The 18,587-nt window shown below is 73.3% G+C and carries 20 protein-coding genes; 14 read left to right on the top strand and 6 right to left on the bottom strand.

The window, feature by feature from the left end; translation table 11 throughout:
- Nucleotides 1-10 precede the first annotated feature (10 nt).
- Nucleotides 11-952 (bottom strand): LysR family transcriptional regulator, encoded by a 942-nt coding sequence (locus tag HQQ85_RS08300; RefSeq protein WP_173182063.1) that lies wholly within the window; start codon nt 950-952, stop codon nt 11-13.
- Between the two features lie 93 nt (nt 953-1,045).
- On the opposite strand from HQQ85_RS08300, the gene HQQ85_RS08295 reads away from it, so the two are divergent.
- Entirely contained in the window at nt 1,046-2,137 is a 1,092-nt protein-coding gene (locus tag HQQ85_RS08295; protein WP_173182062.1) for an aminotransferase class V-fold PLP-dependent enzyme, read from the top strand.
- A gap of 53 nt (nt 2,138-2,190) precedes the next feature.
- On the opposite strand, the gene HQQ85_RS08290 is transcribed toward HQQ85_RS08295, so the two are convergent.
- The 3 genes from HQQ85_RS08290 to HQQ85_RS08280 all read right to left on the bottom strand — a co-directional run bounded on the left by HQQ85_RS08290 (nt 2,191) and on the right by HQQ85_RS08280 (nt 5,212).
- Nucleotides 2,191-2,610 (bottom strand): NUDIX domain-containing protein, encoded by a 420-nt coding sequence (locus HQQ85_RS08290; RefSeq protein ID WP_173182061.1) that lies wholly within the window; start codon nt 2,608-2,610, stop codon nt 2,191-2,193.
- Between the two features lie 10 nt (nt 2,611-2,620).
- Nucleotides 2,621-3,949 (bottom strand): glutamyl-tRNA reductase, encoded by a 1,329-nt coding sequence (locus tag HQQ85_RS08285; RefSeq protein WP_173182060.1) that lies wholly within the window; start codon nt 3,947-3,949, stop codon nt 2,621-2,623.
- Nucleotides 3,950-4,036: 87 nt separating this feature from the next.
- On the bottom strand, nt 4,037-5,212 hold the full coding sequence (locus HQQ85_RS08280; protein ID WP_173182059.1) for a hypothetical protein: 1,176 nt from the start codon (nt 5,210-5,212) through the stop codon (nt 4,037-4,039).
- Between the two features lie 84 nt (nt 5,213-5,296).
- Here HQQ85_RS08280 and hemE point away from each other — a divergent pair, with 84 nt between their 5' ends.
- The 9 genes from hemE (at nt 5,297) to HQQ85_RS08235 (ending at nt 13,040) form a co-directional block, all read left to right on the top strand.
- Nucleotides 5,297-6,379, top strand: a complete 1,083-nt coding sequence (hemE, locus tag HQQ85_RS08275; RefSeq protein ID WP_173182058.1) for a uroporphyrinogen decarboxylase — start codon at nt 5,297-5,299, stop codon at nt 6,377-6,379.
- On the top strand, nt 6,376-7,917 hold the full coding sequence (locus HQQ85_RS08270) for an NAD(P)/FAD-dependent oxidoreductase (RefSeq protein WP_173182057.1): 1,542 nt from the start codon (nt 6,376-6,378) through the stop codon (nt 7,915-7,917). The genes hemE and HQQ85_RS08270 overlap by 4 nt, the downstream gene beginning before the upstream one ends.
- 95 nt (nt 7,918-8,012) lie before the next feature.
- Nucleotides 8,013-8,456 carry a YtxH domain-containing protein gene (locus tag HQQ85_RS08265; RefSeq protein WP_216851590.1) on the top strand — a complete coding sequence of 148 codons (444 nt, stop codon included), beginning with the start codon at nt 8,013-8,015 and terminating at the stop codon, nt 8,454-8,456.
- Between the two features lie 21 nt (nt 8,457-8,477).
- A complete protein-coding gene (locus HQQ85_RS08260; RefSeq protein ID WP_371741818.1) occupies nt 8,478-8,882 on the top strand; it encodes a phage holin family protein in 405 nt (134 codons plus the stop codon).
- A complete protein-coding gene (locus HQQ85_RS08255) occupies nt 8,879-9,172 on the top strand; it encodes a DUF3618 domain-containing protein (RefSeq protein ID WP_173182056.1) in 294 nt (97 codons plus the stop codon). The genes HQQ85_RS08260 and HQQ85_RS08255 overlap by 4 nt, the downstream gene beginning before the upstream one ends.
- A 113-nt stretch (nt 9,173-9,285) precedes the next feature.
- Nucleotides 9,286-10,023 (top strand): hydrogen peroxide-dependent heme synthase, encoded by a 738-nt coding sequence (gene hemQ, locus HQQ85_RS08250; RefSeq protein WP_173182055.1) that lies wholly within the window; start codon nt 9,286-9,288, stop codon nt 10,021-10,023.
- 2 nt (nt 10,024-10,025) lie between these two features.
- Complete coding sequence (locus HQQ85_RS08245) at nt 10,026-11,219, top strand: ferrochelatase (protein WP_216851662.1); 1,194 nt, start codon at nt 10,026-10,028, stop codon at nt 11,217-11,219.
- 49 nt (nt 11,220-11,268) lie between these two features.
- Nucleotides 11,269-12,249 (top strand): hydroxymethylbilane synthase, encoded by a 981-nt coding sequence (gene hemC / locus HQQ85_RS08240; RefSeq protein ID WP_173182054.1) that lies wholly within the window; start codon nt 11,269-11,271, stop codon nt 12,247-12,249.
- Nucleotides 12,246-13,040 carry a uroporphyrinogen-III synthase gene (locus HQQ85_RS08235; RefSeq protein WP_173182053.1) on the top strand — a complete coding sequence of 265 codons (795 nt, stop codon included), beginning with the start codon at nt 12,246-12,248 and terminating at the stop codon, nt 13,038-13,040. Before hemC ends, HQQ85_RS08235 begins: the two co-directional genes overlap by 4 nt.
- Nucleotides 13,041-13,104: 64 nt before the next feature.
- Here the strand turns inward: HQQ85_RS08235 and HQQ85_RS08230 are convergent, their stop codons facing one another.
- Complete coding sequence (locus HQQ85_RS08230) at nt 13,105-13,752, bottom strand: alpha-ketoglutarate-dependent dioxygenase AlkB (protein ID WP_173182052.1); 648 nt, start codon at nt 13,750-13,752, stop codon at nt 13,105-13,107.
- Between the two features lie 82 nt (nt 13,753-13,834).
- Here HQQ85_RS08230 and HQQ85_RS08225 point away from each other — a divergent pair, with 82 nt between their 5' ends.
- The 4 genes from HQQ85_RS08225 (at nt 13,835) to HQQ85_RS08210 (ending at nt 17,473) form a co-directional block, all read left to right on the top strand.
- Nucleotides 13,835-14,470 carry a GyrI-like domain-containing protein gene (locus tag HQQ85_RS08225; protein WP_173182051.1) on the top strand — a complete coding sequence of 212 codons (636 nt, stop codon included), beginning with the start codon at nt 13,835-13,837 and terminating at the stop codon, nt 14,468-14,470.
- Between the two features lie 73 nt (nt 14,471-14,543).
- Nucleotides 14,544-15,539: a porphobilinogen synthase gene (gene hemB / locus HQQ85_RS08220; protein ID WP_173182050.1), complete on the top strand. Its 996-nt coding sequence runs from the start codon at nt 14,544-14,546 to the stop codon at nt 15,537-15,539.
- Nucleotides 15,539-16,975 (top strand): glutamate-1-semialdehyde 2,1-aminomutase, encoded by a 1,437-nt coding sequence (hemL, locus tag HQQ85_RS08215; protein WP_173182049.1) that lies wholly within the window; start codon nt 15,539-15,541, stop codon nt 16,973-16,975. Before hemB ends, hemL begins: the two co-directional genes overlap by 1 nt.
- 123 nt (nt 16,976-17,098) lie before the next feature.
- Complete coding sequence (locus tag HQQ85_RS08210; RefSeq protein WP_173182048.1) at nt 17,099-17,473, top strand: hypothetical protein; 375 nt, start codon at nt 17,099-17,101, stop codon at nt 17,471-17,473.
- 58 nt (nt 17,474-17,531) lie between these two features.
- Here the strand turns inward: HQQ85_RS08210 and HQQ85_RS08205 are convergent, their stop codons facing one another.
- Entirely contained in the window at nt 17,532-18,566 is a 1,035-nt protein-coding gene (locus tag HQQ85_RS08205) for an MDR family oxidoreductase (protein WP_173182047.1), read from the bottom strand.
- Nucleotides 18,567-18,587 lie beyond the last annotated feature (21 nt).

Raw genomic sequence — 18,587 nt, 5'->3', positions numbered from 1 at the left:
GAGCGCCGGGTCAGGGCCGGGTCAGCGTCGTCAGCAGGCGCAGGGTCTCGGCGACGGCCGGGATGTGGTCGGCGCCCGGGCGGGTGACGGCGACGAGCATCCGGTGGTCGCCGGCCAGGGTGCGATGGGCCTCGACGCCGGGCGGCAGCGACGACGCCGAGATGGCGAGCTCGGGAAGAAGCGCGACGCCGAGGCCGGCTGCGACCATGCTCATCACGGCGACGAAGTTGTCGGTCTCGAACGAGATGCTCGGCGCGAACCCCGCCCGCGCGCAGGAGTCGAGCAGGTGCCCCCGGCACCGCGGGCACCCCGCGATCCAGTTCTCACCCCGCAGCGCCGCGAGGTCGACGGCGCCGCCGCCACGGGTTCCGGGGTGGCCCGTCGGGGCGAGCAGCAGCACGTCGTCGCGGGCGAGCTCGTGCACCACGAGACCCTCCGCGCTGGCGTCGAAGGGGTCGTGCCGGTCGGCCGGGTGGCGGAACGCGATCGCCAGGTCGCTGACCCCGTCGCGCACTCCAGCGACCGCCTCGGGCGGCTCGGCCTCGAGGTAGGTGACCTGCACGCCGGCGTGGTCGGCCGCCATCGCACCGATCAGCCGCGGCACGATCGTCGACGACGCCGAGGGGAACGCCGCCAGGCGCACGCGCCCCGACCGCAGTCCCGACAGGTCGGACAGCTCGCCCGCGGCCGCGTCGAGGGCGGTCAGCACGGCGTCGGCATGACGGGCGAGCACCTCACCCGCATCCGTCAGCCGGATGCCCCGCCCCGACCGCGTCACCAGCGGCATGCCGATGCGCGCCTCGACCCGCTTCAGCTGCTGGCTCACGGCCGGCTGACTGTAGCCGAGCACGGCGGCGGCCCGCGTGATCGAGCCGTACTCGGCCACGGCGGCGACCACCCGCAGGGTCTGCGAGTCGAGGTCGAAGCTGCCGGGCAGGGGCGCGAGGGTCATGCTCGGGAGCGTAGCGCATCCATAACCTGGCGTGATGACTGCCATGAGCAACCGACCGTAGACCAATGGATGCGCGGCCGCGATGCTGGAGGCATGACCCTCCTCGACGCCGCCCCCGCCCTCTCGGTCACCGAGCTGCAGCAGCACTTCGACGCCCGCCCGGGCTACCTCTCGGCCTGCATGGTCGGCGTGCCGCCGCGGGAGACGGTGGCCGCCCTCCGCGCCGACCTCGACGCCTGGGCCGAGGGGCACCGCGCGCCCGGCGCCTACGGTCTGGCCGTCGAGCGGGCGCGCGCCGCCTACGCGCAGCTGGTGGGTGTGCCCGTCGAGTGGGTGGCCATCGGCTCCCAGGTCTCCGCGACGGCGGGGGTGCTGGCCGCGTCGCTTCCCGAGGGCTCCGAGGTGCTGCTGGTCGAGGGCGACTTCAGCTCGATGGTGTTCCCCTTCCTCGTGCAGCAGCAGCTCGGGCGCATCACGGTGAGGTGCGTTCCGGTCGAGGGGCTGGCCGAGGGCATCCGCTCGTCGACGACACTGGTGGCGTTCTCGCTGGTGCAGTCGGCGACGGGGGAGGTGGCCGACGCCGAGGCGATCGTCGTGGCGGCCGAGCGGCACGGGGCCGCCACGTTCTGCGACACGACGCAGGCCTGCGGGTGGATGCCCGTGGACGCCTCGCGCTTCGACGTGACCGTCTGCCACAGCTACAAGTGGCTCTGCGCACCGCGCGGGGCGTCGCTCACCACCGTGCGGCCCTCGTACCTCGGTCGGGTTCAGCCGCTGCTCGCCGGCTGGTACTCGGGCGACGACGTCTGGGGCTCGTGCTACGGCCCCGCGATGCAGCTGGCTCCGGATGCGCGGCGACTCGACCTCTCGCCCGCCTGGCCCGTGTGGGTCGGCGCGGCCGCGTCGCTCGAGCTCTTCGCGTCGGCCGACCTCTCCGCGGTGCGCGAACACTGCGTGGGCCTCGCGGATGCGCTGCGGGAGCGACTGCGGGCGGCCGGGGTGCAGGCGGTCGGCAGTGCCGGCTCGGCGATCGTGACCTGGCCCGACGCCGACGGCACCGCGATCGCGGCGCTCACGGCGGCCGACGTGGCGGCGTCGGCGCGCTCGGGTCGCTGCCGGGTGGCGTTCCACGTGTGGAACACGGCCGGCGATGTGGAGCGGGTCGCGGCGGCGCTCGGCGCCTGAGCGCTGCTCGCCGGGCGGAGCGGGTGCCCGCCGATCGGCCGGTGCCGGCCGGGTCAGTCGATCAGGCCGAGGGCGGCGAGGCGCGCGAGGGTCTCGGCACCGGCCGGGGGACAGCGCGGGGAGTCGGCGGTGGTGACCCAGTGCACCGCGTCGACCTCGGCCGAGGGCTTCGGCTCGTCGGGCGTCGATCCCGCGAAGAGCTGCATCTCGACGAGGCGTCCGTCGGGCTCGCCGTGGGCCTGCACCGTGACGGTGAAGAGCGGCTCGAGGGCGGCCGGGTCGACCGTGACGTCGACCTCCTCGTGGGCCTCGCGCGCGGCGGCCTCGGCGGCGCTCTCGCCCGGGTCGATCTTGCCGCCCGGCAGGTAGAGCACGTCGCGCGCCCGCGCGGTCACCATGAGCAGCCGCCGCTCGCGGATCAGCACGAGCGCCGCCACCCGGATCGTCGGCAGCGCCCCGCCCTCGGACGCCATCGGGGCCGGGTCAGCCGTCGGCGCGGCGGTAGGACTCGAGCGAGACGGGGGCCGCGTCGAGCGCGGGAGCAGCGGCGGCCGCGCGGGTCGCGGCGGCGGCTCCGAGGCCGAAGAGCGTCTCGACGGCCGCGAAGACCTCGGCCGAGCGGCCCTCGCGAGCGAGCTCGCGGGCGCGCACCGACGGCGAGTGCAGGATGACGCCGACGAGGTGCCGCAGCGCCTTCTGCGTCTCCTCCGAGTCGCCGCGCTCGCGCGAGCGGCCCAGCTCGTCGTCGAGCAGGTCGAACAGGTGCGAGCGCAGGGCGACGACCGCCGGGGTGACCTCGGCCTCGGCCTTGCCCGCCCGGTACTCGGCGGCGGCGCGGTCGACGAGGGCCCGTGCATCCGACTCGGCGTTCAGCTCGTCGAGGGGGGCGTGCAGGCTGATGGTCTCGAGGTCGAGCAGCTCGGCCCCGCCGACGCCCGACACGAGCGGGTCGACGTTGCGGGGCAGGCCGAGGTCGATCACGAGGCGCCGGGTGAAGGCCCCGGGAACCGAGGACGCGGCCTGGAGGTGGGTGGCGTCGAGCACGTAGGTCTCGGCGGTCGAGCAGGTGATCACGACGTCGGCGGTCGCGATGGCGCCGAGGTAGTCGCCGGCCGCGACGGGGGCGATCTGCTGCTTGGCCGCGAACGCGACGGCCCGCCCCGAGGGCGAGTAGACGCGGATGTCGGTGACCCCGCGCTCGCGCAGGTTCGCCAGGGTGACCCGGGCGTACTGACCGGTGCCGACGAGCAGCACGCGGGTCTGGGCCCAGTCGGTGACCCGGCTCTCGGTGAGGTCGAGCGCGAGCCGCACGAGCGAGCGCCCGGCACCGCCGAGGCCCGTCTTCGTCTTGACGTCCCGCGAGGTGTGCGAGGCGCGCTGGAACAGACGCTCCAGGTCGCTCGAGGTGGTGCCCGACAGACGCGCGGTGGTGAGCGCGCGCTTGACCTGGCCGGCGATCTCGTCCTCGCCCACGACGACCGACTCGAGACCGGACGACACGGCGAAGAGGTGGTCGGCGACGCTGTCGCCCGAGAGCACGGTGAGGCTGTCCCGCAGTTCGGCGACGTCGGTTCCGGATGCGCTGCCGAACGTCTCGGCCGCCTCCTCGACCGCGAGCGAGATGCCGGCGGTGAGCGGCTCGTCGATGTCGAGGTAGGCCTCGAAGCGGTTGCACGTCGCGAGCACGACGGCGCCCTGAACGAAGTCACTGTGCTCGACGAGGCCCTTGGCGACGTCAGAGGTGCCGAGCGAGAGCTTCTCGAGGAGGTCGAAGCTCGCGTTGCGATGGTTCGCGGTCAGGCAGATGAGCACCAGATGATTGTACTCCTGCAACGACCGCCCCTTGCCGGGAGCGAGCGGATGCGCATCCGCTCACCCCCGGCCGGGGGCGCCCCGGCGTCAGTCCCAGAGCACGGTGGGGTTCTCGGACGCCATGTCGATCGACGGGCTGCCGAGCGACGGACCGAAGAGCACGTCGCAGGTGCCGGTCGCGCCGTTCTGCGTGCACTGGCCGGAGGTGGAGACCGAGCCGATGTACTCGCCCTGCGCCAGGGTCGGGTTGTCGTAGCTCAGCGTCGGCACCATGCCCTGGATGGTGACGGTGGCGTCGGCCGAGATGCTCCGGGTGATGGTGCCCTCGGTGAGCTGCGTGCCGTCGTCGAGGGTGGCCGGCAGGTCGAGCCCGCAGCCGGCGGCCAGGGTGGTCGAGGCGATGCAGGCGTCGACCGCGGACTGCACGAGCGAGCGGAACTGGCCGAGCGCGGCCTCGCTCAGCCCGGGCTCGATGTCGCCGACGTCGACCGTGCCGAAGGGCTCGGTGGCGGTGACGGTCGTGGTGCCCGAGAGGGTGAAGTTCGGCAGGCTCGTGGCGAGCTCGTAGGTGCCGGGGAAGAGCTGCAGCTCGCTCCCGGTCACCTCCTGGCCGTTCACGGTGAGGCCGAGGCCGTCGAAGCGGTCGACGTTGAGGTAGCTCAGGCCGCCGGTGATCTTCCAGCCGTCTTCGTCGTAGTCGTCGACGCTGTACTCCGCGGTCACCGGGGTGTCGCCGAGCAGGTAGCTGACGGTCACGTCGCCGTAGCCGTTCTCGGTGGTGTCGTCGACGATCTCGACGCCGGTGATGGGGGCGAGCTCGTTCGAGGCGGCGAGCACCTCGTCGGTGAGCAGGGTGTCGTCGTCGGGGGCCTGGCTGATCAGGCCGAGGGCCGTCTCGGCGTCGCCGTCGGAGAGAGCGGAGAAGAAGGTCTCGACGGCTTCGGTGGCGGTGCCGCCCTCGCTGCCGCCCCCGCCGCCGGAGGAGGTGCCCCCGCCTCCGCCGCCGACCAGCAGGCGCGAGACCACGACGGCGATCACGACGATCACGATGATGACGAGCAGCAGGCCGCCGCCCACGATGCCGAGGATGGCGCCCGTGCCGAGCCCCTTCTTGGGCGGCTGGCCCGGCTGACCCGGCTGGTTCGGGTAACCCGGGTGGGGCTGCTGGCCCTGGAAGCTGGGGTCTTGCCACTGCTGCGGAGGAAGCGGCGGCAGGCCGCTGTCGCTCGGTCCGGACGGGGGCGTAGGCGGGGTCTGACTCACGACACCTGTCTACCATCGCGCCCGCGATCGGCCCATGGGTAGTTCTCCCCGCCGGCCCTCGGAGCGAGTCCGTATCATCGGGGGGTGACCCTGCCCGCGACGCATCCCCTCCTCGACGGCCGCACCGCCGCATCCGCACTCGTGACGACCTACCAAGGCCTGCGCGGCGACCGCACCCCCGTCTGGTTCATGCGCCAGGCCGGCCGCTCACTGCCCGAGTACCGCGAGCTGCGGGTGGGCACACGGATGCTCGACGCCTGCCTCGACCCGGCCATGGCCAGCGAGATCACGCTGCAGCCGGTGCGGCGGCACGGTGTCGACGCGGGCATCTTCTTCAGCGACATCGTCATCCCGCTGAAGCTCGCGGGCGTCGACGTCGAGATCGAGCCCGGTCGCGGCCCCGTGCTGGGCAAGCCCGTGCGCACGCTCGCCGACGTCTCGGCCCTCCCCGATCCGGATGGCGCCGACTTCACGGCCATCGAGCAGGGCGTCGCGCTCACGGTCGCCGCGCTCGGCAGCACCCCGCTGATCGGCTTCGCCGGCGCTCCCTTCACCCTGGCGGCCTACCTGGTCGAGGGCGGACCGTCGAAGGACCACATCCGCGCCCGCACGCTGATGCACGCCGACCCCGAGGCCTGGGAGGGCCTGCTCGCCTGGGCCGCCGCGGTGACCGGCCGCTTCCTGCGGGCCCAGCTGCTCGCCGGTGCGAGCGCGGCGCAGCTGTTCGACTCCTGGGTCGGCTCGCTCTCGAAGGCCGACTACGTCGAGCGGGTCGCCCCGTTCTCGAAGCTGGCCCTCGAGCCGATCCGCGACCTCGACGTGCCCGTCGTGCACTTCGGCGTCGGCAGCGGCGAGGTGCTCGCTCCGATGCACGAGGTCGGAGCCGACGTGGTGGGCGTCGACTGGCGGCTGCCGCTCGACGAGGCCTCGCGCAGGCTCGGCGGCGGCGTCACCCTGCAGGGCAACGTCGACCCGGCGCTGCTCGCCGCACCCTGGCCGGTGCTCGAGGCGCACGTGCTCGACGTGCTGCGCCGCGGCCGGAGCGCTCCGGCCCACGTGCTGAACCTCGGGCACGGCGTGCCTCCCGAGACCGACCCCGACGTGCTGACGCGGATCGTCGAGCTCGTGCACGAGCGGGGCGGGGCGGCGGCCGAGGAGTCGCGATGACCGACGTCGGAGGCGGCACGCCCGCCGCGGCCGGCGGACCGGACGTCGACGTGCTCGTCATCGGGGGCGGGGCCGCCGGGCTGGTGACCGCGCTGCAGCTCGCGAAGCTCGGCCACTCGGTGCACGTCGTCGAGGCGCGCGAGCGGCCGGGCGGCTTCGTCTCCGAGCACGAGCTGGCGGGCATCCGCCTCGACTCGGGGGCCGAGAGCTTCGCCACCCGCAAGGGCACGGTGGCGGCGCTGGCCGCCGAGGTGGGGCTCGGCGACGACGTCGTCGCGCCGAACCGCGCCGGCGCGTGGGTGCGCTGGAACGGCGGCACCGCGCCACTGCCGGCAGCGGGCATCCTGGGCATCCCGGGCGTTCCGCTGGCCGACGACGTGCGCCGGGTGATCGGCTGGGGCGGCAGCCTGCGCGCCTACCTCGACCGTCTGATGCCGCTCCTGCGGGTCCGTCCCGAGCACGACCTCGGCGACATCGTGCGCCGCCGGATGGGCCGCCGCGTGCTCGACCGGCTCGTCACCCCGGTGGTCGCGGGCGTGCACTCGGCCGACCCCTCCGACGTCGACGTGCGCACGGTCGCACCAGGCCTCACCCAGGCGATGACGACCCAGGGCTCGCTCTCGGGCGCCGTGATGGCGCTGCGCGAGCAGGCCCCGGCCGGCAGCCAGGTGCAGGGCATCGTCGGCGGCATGCACCGGCTGATCTCCGCGCTCGAGGAGCAGCTCGCCTTCTACGGCGGCACGCTCGAGACGGGCACGCGGGTGGTGTCGCTGCAGCGGTCGGGCGAGGCCGGGCTCGACGACCGGCCGGATGCGCGGCCGCTCTGGAGCGTCGAGCTCGCCCGGGCGACGGCACCCTCAACACCCTCCGCAACCCCGCCGCCGACCTCCGCCGCACCGGCCTCGCCCGTACCCCGCCGCGTCACTGCCCGGGCCCTCGTCGTGGCAGCGGGCTTCCGCCCCGCGCTCACCCTGCTGGCCGACGCCGGAGTCGCCGCACTCCCCGCCGCGACGGCCTGGCCCGAGCCCGCCTCGGTCGCCATCGCCACCCTCGTGGTCGACGACGCCCGGCTCGACGCCCATCCTCGCGGCACGGGCGTTCTCGTGGCACCCGGCACCACCGGCGTCACCGCCAAGGCCCTCACGCACGCCACCGCGAAGTGGGCCTGGCTCGCCGCCCAGCTTCCCCCGCACCGCCACGTGCTGCGCCTGAGCTACGGCCGCGGCGGCGAGACCCTGGTGGAGCCGGAGCTCGCCACCGTGGTCGCCGACGCGTCGACGCTGCTCGGTGTGCCGCTGTCCGTGGCCGACGTCGTGGACTCCGACCTCGTGCGCTGGGACGACTCGCTCGCCTTCGCCACCGTGGGCCACAAGGCGCGGGTCGCGCAGCTGTCGGAGGCCGTGGCGGCCGTGCCGGGCCTGGACGTCGTGGGCGCCTGGGTGTCGGGCACGGGGCTCGCGGCGACCGTCGAGCAGGCGAAGACCACCGCATCCGGGATCGCCGCCGAGCTGCGCGGCCACGCCCGCCTGCCCCGCTAGAGCCGCCGGAGCCGCCGCCGACCGTGCCCATGCGGGTGCGGGACGGGGGGACTACGCTTTGGAGCACCCTGTCCCCGACCCATCGGAGTTCACACATGCGCGGAAAGATCATCTTCGTCGTCGGGCTGGGCACGGGCTACGTGCTCGGCACCAAAGCCGGCCGCGAGCGCTACGAGCAGATCAAGGCGGGAGCCGACAAGGTCTGGAGCACGCCCGCCGTGCAGTCGGGCGTGGCGAAGGTGCAGGAGTTCGCCGGCGCCCGCGTCGACACCGTCAAGGTCGAGCTGTCGAAGAAGGCGCGCAAGGCGCTCGCCGCGTTCATCGGGCGCGAGCCGCTCGACCGCCCCTCGCAGAGCCCCGCCGCCGCCAAGGCCGGGTCGACCGCACCTCGCCCGCCGGCGGCGAAGCCGGTCGAGTCGCCGTCCGCCGGGGCCAGCACGGCCGCCGCGAAGCCGGCCAGCGCCGCCACCGCCAAGCCCGCCGCGAAGAAGCCGGCCACGAAGCCCAGCACCTCCACCACCCAGCCCTCCGACGACTAGACGACCAGAAGGACGCCGATCGTGACCGAAGAACGCGACAAGAAGGCCCGACGCTCGCTCGTCTCGCTGCTGGCCGAGCTGCCCACCCTCATCATCCAGCTGCTGAAGGACGAGCTCGAGAACTTCAAGCGCGAGATCACCGCCAAGCTCGCGAAGCTCGGCATCGGCGTCGGACTGTTCGTCGCGGCCGCCCTGCTGGCGTTCTTCGCCTTCGCCACGCTGATCGCCGCCGCCGTGCTCGGCATCGCCACCGCGCTGCCGGCCTGGCTCTCGGCGCTGATCGTGGGCGTCGCCCTGCTGCTGATCGCGGGCATCCTGGTGCTCGTCGGCGTGCGGTCGCTGAAGAAGGGCCTGCCGCCCGTGCCGGAGCAGACCATCGAGAGCCTGAAGAAAGACGTCAACACGGTGAAGGGGCTCGGCCAGTGAGCGACGCAGCCGTGTCGAAGCCGTCGGCGAATGCCCCCGCCGAGCGCAGCACGCCCGCCCTGCATGCCGACATCCAGAAGACGCGCGACGACCTCCGTTCGACGCTCGATGCGATCGAGTTCAAGCTGAACGTGCCCAAGCAGGCGCGTCACGCGGCGCACCGGTTGAAGAGCCGCTTCAACCGGCTCCGCGCCGAGAATCCCGTCGCGGTCTACGCGGGGATCGGCGGTGCCGTCGTGGTGCTGGCCGGTGTGGCCGTTCTCGGCTTCCGCTCCGCTTCGAAGGGGTAGCGTTGTAGTCGAGGCCCGGGCATCCGCTCGCCCCGGCCCGTCTGAACCGGCTTCGAACCGGTCGTTCGGGCGCGCCACCGCCTCGCGTACCGCCAGCGAAACGAAGAGGGATCATGACTGACCCGACAGTCCGAACCGACGAGACCACCCGCGACGTCGAGGACTCGGAGGAGGTGCCCGCGCTCGGCTACACGCTCTGGGCGGTCTTCCGCCGCAACCCCGAGCGCGCTCTGGTGCTCGACGGCAGCGAGGTTCCGGATGCGGTGGCCGAGCTCGACGGCGCGGTCGCGATGATCGAGGCCGAGGACGTCATGCTCCGCGGCTTCTACGACGTCTCGGGCCTGCGCTCCGACGCCGACGTGATGGTGTGGCTGCACGGCAGCGTTCCCGAGACCCTGCAGTGGGCCCTCCGCCAGCTGCGCCGCACGCAGCTGTTCACCCCGCTGCTGCCGACCTGGAACGCGATGGGCGTGCACCGCGACGCCGAGTTCTCGTCGAACCACCTGCCCGCCTTCATGCGCGGCAAGGAGCCCCGCGGGTGGGTGACGGTCTACCCGTTCGTGCGCTCGTACGACTGGTACATCCTGCCCGAGGAGGAGCGGCGTGCGATGCTCGCCGACCACGGCCGCAAGGGCGGTGCGTTCCGCTCGGTGCTCGCCAACACGGTGGCCTCCTTCGCCCTCGGCGACTACGAGTGGATCCTCGCGCTCGAGGACGACGAGCTCACCAACCTGGTCGACATGATGCGGGCCCTCCGCCAGACCGAGGCGCGGCGGCACGTGCGCGAAGAGGTGCCGTTCTACACGGGCCGGCGCATCGACGCCGCCGAGATCGTCGAGGTGCTCCAGTGACCCTGTCCTCCGAAGCCGCACCGGTGGTGCGCAACGCGAGCCCCGCCGCGGCCGCCGGGGCCGAGCACGTCTCGGAGCCCACGGCGTACGACGCCATCCTGCTCGCCTCCTTCGGCGGGCCGGAGGGGCAGGACGACGTCATCCCCTTCCTCCGCAACGTCACGCGCGGCCGGGGCATCCCCGACGAGCGCCTCGAGGAGGTCGCGCACCACTACCGCGCCTTCGGCGGCGTCAGCCCGATCAATGCGCAGAACCGCTCGCTCAAGGCGGCACTCGAGGCCGAGCTCGCCACCCGCGGCATCGACCTGCCCGTGCTCTGGGGCAACCGCAACTGGGACCCCTACCTCCCCTCGGTGCTGAAAGAAGCGGATGCGCGGGGGCTGCGCACCCTGATCGCCGTCGCCACCAGTGCCTACAGCTCGTACAGCTCGTGCCGCCAGTACCGCGAGGACTTCGCCATGGCGCTCGACGAGACCGGCCTCGCGTCGACCATGACGATCGACAAGGTGCGCCAGTTCTTCGACCACCCCGGATTCGTGCAGCCGTTCATCGACGGCCTCTCGGCGGCGCTCACCGGCATCCGCGAGAAGTTCGACGACATCGACCTGACGACCGAGGTGGAGGTGCTGTTCAGCACGCACTCCATCCCGAGCGCCGACGCCGAGCGCTCCGGGCCGTCGTTCCGCGAGCTCGGGCCCGAGGGCGCGTACGCCGCCCAGCACAAGGCGGTCGCCGAGGTCGTGCTGATGGCGGCGACCTCCGGGCTCGAGGGCCAGCCCGACGTGCCGTGGCAGCTCGTCTACCAGTCCCGCTCGGGCCCGCCCACGCAGCCGTGGCTCGAGCCCGACATCAACGACGCGATCGCCGAGCTGCCCGCCCGCGGCATCCGGGCCGTCGTGATCGTGCCGCTCGGCTTCGTCAGCGACCACATGGAGGTCATGTGGGACCTCGACAACGAGGCGCTGGAGAGCTGCGCCGAGCACGGCCTGTACGGCGTGCGCACGCCGACGCCCGGCGTCGACCCGGCCTACGTCGCCGGTCTCGTCGATCTCGTGATCGAGCGCATCGAGGGCACGCCGGCCGCTGCGCGCCCCCACGTCACCGAGCTCGGCCCGTGGTACGACGTGTGCCGCGCGGGCTGCTGCGAGAACGTGCGGCTCGGCTTCAAGCCGGCCGTCTCGGGCCTCGCTCCCTGAGCCGGGCCGCAGTCGCATCAACAGAGGTATGTAAGGAACAGCAGTCATCGTGAGTAGCAAGCTTCGGGTCGCGACGCGAGGGAGCGCCCTCGCGCGCGCCCAGACGGGCCACGTCGTCGCGGCGCTCGTCGAGGCCACCGGCATCGAGGTCGAGACGGTCATCATCACCTCGGAGGGCGATCGCTCGAAGGAGTCGCTGGCGTCGCTCGGCGGCACCGGCGTCTTCGCCAGCGCGCTGCGCGAAGCGCTCGTCGCCGGCGACTGCGACATGATCGTGCACTCCCTGAAAGACCTGCCGACGGCCCGCTACGACGGGCTCGTGATCGGCGCGGTGCCGCTCCGCGAGGACCCGCGGGACGTGCTCTGCGCCCGCGACGGACTCACCCTCGACGAGCTGCCCGAGGGCGCCCGCGTGGGCACGGGGTCGCCCCGCCGGGTGGCGCAGCTGCTGGCGCTCCGGCCCGACCTCACGGTGGTGGACATCCGCGGAAACGTCGACACCCGGCTCGGTCGCGTGCGCGACGGCGATCTCGACGCCGTGGTGCTGGCGTCAGCGGGGCTCACCAGGCTCGATAGGCTAGACGCAGCATCCGAGATCTTCGCCCTCGACCTCTGGCCGACGGCGCCAGGTCAGGGTGCCCTCGCGATCGAGACCCGAGAGGGAGACAGCATTCCCGAGTTGCTCAGCATCGAACACCCGCCGACGCGCACGGCCGTGCTCGCCGAGCGCTCGGTGCTGGCCGCCCTCGAGGCCGGCTGCGCCGCCCCGATCGGCGCCACGGCCACCGTCTCGGGCGATGAGCTGACGCTCTCGGCCACGGTCTACCAGGCCGACGGGGCCGTCGAGCTCGGCTGCGAGCGGTCGGCGCGGCTGCTCGGAGACGACATCCACGTGGCGTCGCTGCTCGGCGAGGCCGTGGCGCGGCAGCTGCTCGACGACGGCGCGGCCGAGCTCGCACCCGTCGGCCCCGCGGCCGACGGCGGAGCCGACCCCACCACCGCCGCACGCTGGTCGGGCGGCACCGAATGACCGCCTGGGCGCAGCGGCCGCTCGGCGGCTGGCGCATCCTCGTTCCGCGCGGTGGCCCCTGGGGCCACGGTGTCGCGGCCGATCTGCGCGCCGTCGGCGCCAAGCCGATCGTCGCCCCCATGATCAACTTCGCGCCCACCGAAGACGACGAGACGCTGCAGCAGGCGCTGCAGGCGCTCGCGGCCGGGCGTTTCGACTGGCTCACCATGACGAGTGCCACCACGGTCGACGTGCTCACCGCGCACCAGGCCGTCGTGCCGCCGGAGACGCACATCGCGGCGGTCGGCGAGACCACCGCGGCCGCGCTGTCGGCGGCCGGCTACAAGGTCGACCTGGTTCCGCCGGAGGACAACTCGGCGGCCGGCCTGCTGCGGGAGCTCAAGCGCTTCGAGCAGTTCGGGCCTGAGCTCAAGGTGCTGACGCTGCGCAGCGATATCGCGAAGCCGGTGCTCACCGAAGGGCTGATCGCGCGCGGGCACACCGTGGAGTCGGTCGTGGCGTACCGCACGGTCGGTGTCGCCGTCGATCCGCAGATCCGCACCGACGTGGCCGAGGGCTCGATCGACGCGATCTTCGTGACGTCGGGGTCGGTGGCGGAACAGGTGCAGCTGCAGCTCGGCCCGATCCCGTCGTCGACGCTCGTGGCGGCCATCGGCCCGCGCACGGCCGAGGACGCCCGCGCCTACGGGCTGCGGGTCGACGTGATCGCGAAGGGCCGCTCGGCCGAGTCGCTGATCAACGCGGTGATCGAGGTCGCCAAGTCGCGCCGCGCGGCCGACGACGACGACTGACCGTCACCCATCCGCCGTCACCTCTCAGCCGCCACCCCTCCGCCGCCGCCCGCGGTGCGGCGGGTCAGCGCGGCCAGTTCGGACGGAACTGCACGCTGATGCGCGGCCCCACCGCCTGCTTCGTCTTGAGGATGGCGTGCTCGTGGGTGCGCTGGCAGCTGCCGCCCATGACGATCAGGTCGCCGTGGCCCACGGGAAATCGCAGCGTCTCACCCACCGCCCGGCCGTTCACCGGCTTCGGCCGCACCGACAGCGTGCGCGCCGCCCCCACCGAGACGATCGCCACCATGGTGTCGCGGTCGATCGTGCGGCCCACGCGGTCGCCGTGCCAGGCCACACTGTCGCCGCCCGTGCGGTAGAAGCACAACCCGGCCGTCTCGAACACCTGGCCCGGAGGGCGCCCGTAGTGGTCGTTCAGAGCATCCTGCGCCCGCGTCAGCACCAGGTCGGGGTAGAGCGACCCCACCCCGAAGCGCGAGACGAGCCGCGGCACGTCGACCACCCGGTCGTACATCTCGCGCTTGTCGGCCTGCCACGGCACGTCGACCGCGAGCCGCTCGAACAGCGCGTCGGAGTTCGTGACCCAGCCCGGCCGCAGGTCGACCCAGGCCCCGTCGCCGAGCATCGTGCGCTCGACCGTGCCGCCCAGCGGCTCGAGCCCGGGGTCGGCGTCGAGGTCGTCGAAGAGCGAGGTCTGGAAGTCGATGTTCATGCCCCAACCCTACCCACATTCGAACATGTGTTCTAGTGCTGCCGAGCCGATCCCTCTATGCTCGACCCACCGGGAGGTGCCGATGAAGGTCGATCTGAAGAGCGAGCTGGGCGACTACACCGCTGCCCGAGGGCGGTTCGACGTCGTGACGGTGCCCCCGCGCGGGTACCTCATGTTGGATGGCCGCGGCGACCCGAACACGGCGTCGGCGTTCGGCGAGGCGGTGCAGGCGCTTTACCCCGTCGCCTACGGGGTGAAGGCGGCGGCCCGCAGACAGCTCGACCGCGATCACGTGGTGATGCCGCTCGAGGGGCTGTGGTGGTCGGACGACTGGGCCGACTTCACCAGCGCCCGCGACAAGTCCCGCTGGAGCTGGACGCTGATGATCCTGCAGCCCGACTGGATCACCTCCGAGCTCGTCGACACCGCGATGGCGACCGCACGGGCGAAGCGCGCCGAGGGCGAGCACGACGCGCTCGACCGGTTGCGCTTCGAGCAGCTCGACGAGGGGCTGTGCGTGCAGACCCTGCACCTCGGGCCGTTCGACGACGAGGGGCCGGTGCTCGCACGGATGCACGACGAGGTCATCCCGGGCGAGGGCCTCCGGATGCGCGGCCGGCACCACGAGGTCTACCTCAGCGATCGGCGGCGCACCGCGCCCGAGCGGCTCCGGACCATCCTGCGGCAGCCGGTCGAGGCCGTACCGCCGGGCAGCTGAGTGGCCGGATCGTCGGCACCCGGATCGCCCGCGCCCGGCCTCGGCCCAGGTGCGCCGATCTAAGCTGGAGGTCATGAACTCCGGCTCCTTCCCCGAGATCCGACCGCGCCGGCTGCGCGGCACCCCGGCGCTCCGCCGCCTGGTGGCAGAGACCCGCATCGACCCCGCCCAGCTGGTGCTCCCGCTCTTCGTGCGCGACGACGTCGACGCCCCCGTTCCGCTGAACTCCATGCCCGGCGTGCTGCAGCACACCTTCGACAGCCTCCGCGGCGCGGTCGCCGAGGCGGCCGAGGTCGGGCTCGGCGGCGTCATGCTCTTCGGCGTACCCGCCGACGCCGACAAGGACGCGGTCGGCACCGCCGCCACCGACCCCGACGGCGTGCTGAACGCCGCCACCCGCATCGCGGTCGAGGAGGCCGGCGACGCTCTCGTCGTGCAGACCGACCTCTGCCTCGACGAGTTCACCGACCACGGCCACTGCGGCGTGCTGGATGCGCGGGGAGCCGTCGACAACGACGCCACCCTCGTGCGCTACCGCGACATGGCCCTCGAGCAGGCCCGCGCCGGCAGCCACCTGCTCGGCCTCTCCGGCATGATGGACGGCCAGGTCGCCGCCGTGCGCGACGCGCTCGACGGCGAGGGCTTCCAGGACGTCGCGATCCTCGCCTACGCCGCCAAGTACGCCTCGGCGTTCTACGGCCCGTTCCGCGAGGCCGTCGGCTCGACGCTCCGCGGCGACCGCAAGACCTACCAGCTCGATCCGGCGAACCGCCGCGAGGGCCTGCGCGAGGCCGTGCTCGACGTCGAGGAGGGCGCCGACATCGTCATGGTGAAGCCGGCCCTCAGCTACCTCGACCTCGTCGCCGACGTGTCCGCCGCGGTGCCCGTGCCGGTCTGGGCGTACCAGGTGTCGGGGGAGTACGCCATGATCGAGGCGGCGGCCGCCAACGGCTGGATCGATCGGGAGCGGGCGATCCTCGAGTCGCTCACGAGCATCCGTCGAGCCGGCGCCGAGGCCGTGCTCACCTACTGGGCGGTCGAGGTCGCCCGAACCCTGAAGGGCCTGTGATGACGAGCGAGATCGACCTGGGCGGCACCGACACGAGCGGCGAGCACGCGGCCGGCGCGGCGACCGCGGCCGACGCCACGCCAGCCCCGGAGCAGGGCGCCAACGCCCGCGAGTTCGCCCGCGCCCAGCGCTCCATCCCGGGCGGCGTGAACTCGCCCGTCCGGGCCTTCCGCTCCGTCGGCGGCACCCCGCGCTTCATGGTCTCGGCCCGGGGCCCCTACATCACCGACTCCGAGGGCCGCGAGTACGTCGACCTGGTCTGCTCCTGGGGCCCCGCGGTGCTCGGGCACGCGCATCCCGAGGTCGTCAGGGCGGTTCAGGATGCCGCGGCCCGCGGTCTCTCGTTCGGGGCCACCACCCCGCCCGAGACCGACCTCGCCGAGCTCGTGCGGGCCCGCGTCACGGCCGGCGGCGTCGCCCCGATCGAGAAGCTGCGGCTCGTCTCGACCGGCACGGAGGCCACGATGACGGCCATCCGCCTCGCCCGCGGCTTCACCGGCCGCGACGTGCTGATCAAGTTCGCCGGCCACTATCACGGCCACTCCGACCCGCTGCTGGCCGAGGCCGGCTCGGGTCTCGCGACCCTCGCGCTCCCCGCCTCCGCGGGCGTGCCCGCCGCCACCGCCGCGCTCACCATCGTGCTGCCGTACAACGACCTCGACGCCGTGCGCACCGCGTTCGAGGAGTTCGGCCAGCAGATCGCCGCGATCATCGTCGAGGCCGCCCCGGCGAACATGGGCGTCGTACCTCCGGCGCCCGGCTTCAACGCGGCGCTCGCCGCCACCGCCCACGAGCACGGCGCCCTCCTGATCGTCGACGAAGTGCTCACCGGCTTCCGGGTCGGCTCCGCCGGCTGGTGGGGGCTGGAGAACGCTCCCGCTCCCGACGGTGTGGTCGTGCATCCGTACACCCCCGACCTCGTCACCTTCGGCAAGGTCGTCGGCGGCGGTATGCCGCTCGCCGCGCTGGGCGGCCGGGCCGACGTGATGGACCACCTGGCCCCGCTCGGCCCCGTCTACCAGGCCGGCACGCTCTCGGGCAACCCGATCGCCGTCGCCGCGGGCCTCAGCACCCTGCGCCTGGCCGACGCGGCCGTCTACGAGAAGCTCGACGCGGCGTCGCTGATCATCTCCGATGCCGTCTCATCGGCCTTCACCGAGGCCGGCGTCGCGCACAGCCTGCAGCGCGCGGGCAGCCTGTTCAGCTTCACCTTCGGCTCCGACGTCGCCCCGCGCGACTACGCCGACGTGCAGCGCCAGGAGGCGTTCCGCTACGCACCCTTCTTCCACAGCATGCTCGAGGCGGGCGTCTCGCTGCCGCCGTCGGTCTACGAGGCCTGGTTCGTCTCGGCCGCGCACGACGACACCGCGATCGGCCGCATCGTGGATGCTCTGCCCGCCGCAGCCCGGGCGGCCGCCGCCGCGACGCCCGCCTGACGCCCATGACGCTTGCTTCGCCGATGCCGATCACGTCCCCGTTGCCGACGTTTTCTCGAATCGTTACCGCTTACTCGGCAACCAGCCTCCCGCTCGCCGGGTCGCCCACGGCAGGATAGAGGCATGGCCGTTCTCTTCGTCCACACCGATCGTCTCGAGATCCGTCTCACGCGAGCCGAGAAGGTGCTGTCGTTCCGCCGCACCGACATCGTGGTGCCGCTCGACAGCATCCGCTCGGCCGCGCTCACCGACGACCCGTGGGTGTGGGTGCGCGGCATCCGTGCGCCCGGCGCCGCCGTGCCGCTGACGCTCGCGGTCGGCACCTGGAAGTTCCACGACGGCAAGGACTTCCTGCTCGTCAAGGGCACCCGCACCTCGGTGGTCATCGACCTCGAGGGCCAGGAGTTCTCGCGCATCATCGTCACGACGTCGCACTCGATCCAGCTGCTGCGCGCGCTGCGGCTGCCTCCGCTCGAGGGCACCGAGGTCATCCAGTAGCACCGGGCGAGTAGCGCGGGCGAGCAGTACGGGCCGTCAGCGCGGGCGGGCGCCGGACTCAGTTCCCGACGGTCACCACCGTGCGGCCCCGCACCTCTCCCGCGAGGATGCGCTCGGCCACGGCCGGCACGTCCTCGAACGCGACCGTGGTGGTGAGCGAGTCGAGCAGCTCCAGGTCGAGCTCCCCGGCGAGGGCCGCCCAGGCGCGCTCGCGCAGCGCCCGCGGGGCCTCGACCGAGTTGGCGCCGGTGAGCGTGACCGAGCGCAGGATGAACGGCAGCACCGTCGTCGGCAGATCCGAGCCCTGCGCCAGCCCGCACGCCACGACCGTGCCGCCGTACCGGGTCTGGGCGAGCACGTTCGCGAGGGTGTGGCTGCCGACGCTGTCGACGGCGCCCGCCCAGGTGGCCTTCTGCAACGGCCCGCCCTCCTCGGAGAGCGCGGCGCGGTCGATCACGCGGGACGCCCCGAGCCGCCGGAGGTAGTCGCCCTCCGCCTCGGCGCGCCCGCTGGAGGCGACCACCGTGTACCCGCGGCCCGCGAGCAGCGCGATCGCGATCGATCCGACCCCGCCGGCCGCGCCCGTCACGAGCACCTCGCCGTCGCCCGGTTCGACCCCCGCGTCGGCCAGGGCCAGCACGGCGAGCATGCTCGTGAAGCCCGCGGTGCCGACGGCGGCGGCCTGCTCGGGGGTAAGGCCCTCGGGCAGGGGCAGCAGAGCATCCGCCCGCACCCGCGCGTGCTCGGCCAGCCCGCCGTGCCGCGTCTCGCCGAGACCGTCGCCGTTCAGCAGCACCACGTCTCCCACCGAGAAAGCGGATGCGCGCGACGCCGTGACCCGCCCGACCACGTCGATCCCCGGCACGAGGGGGTAGCGGCGCACGATGCCGGGCTTCCCCGTCAGCGCCATGCCGTCCTTGTAGTTGATGCTCGTGGCGAGGACGTCGAGGTCGACGGTTCCGGCGCCGCCCGCGCCCTCGCCGCCCGCACCCTCATCGCCGCCGCTCTCGTCGTCGCCGAAGATCTCGCTCAGGTCGCGGTCGACCAGCTCGGCCGCCGCACCCTTCTCGGTCACCAGGTAGGCACGGGACATGATTCCTCCTCGAATCGAGAC

This window comes from Herbiconiux sp. VKM Ac-2851, from assembly GCF_013205105.1.
Lineage (GTDB): Bacteria > Actinomycetota > Actinomycetes > Actinomycetales > Microbacteriaceae > Herbiconiux > Herbiconiux flava.
The sequence above is the reverse complement of the archived record's forward strand: the minus strand, read 5'-3'. Positions and strand labels throughout refer to the sequence as shown.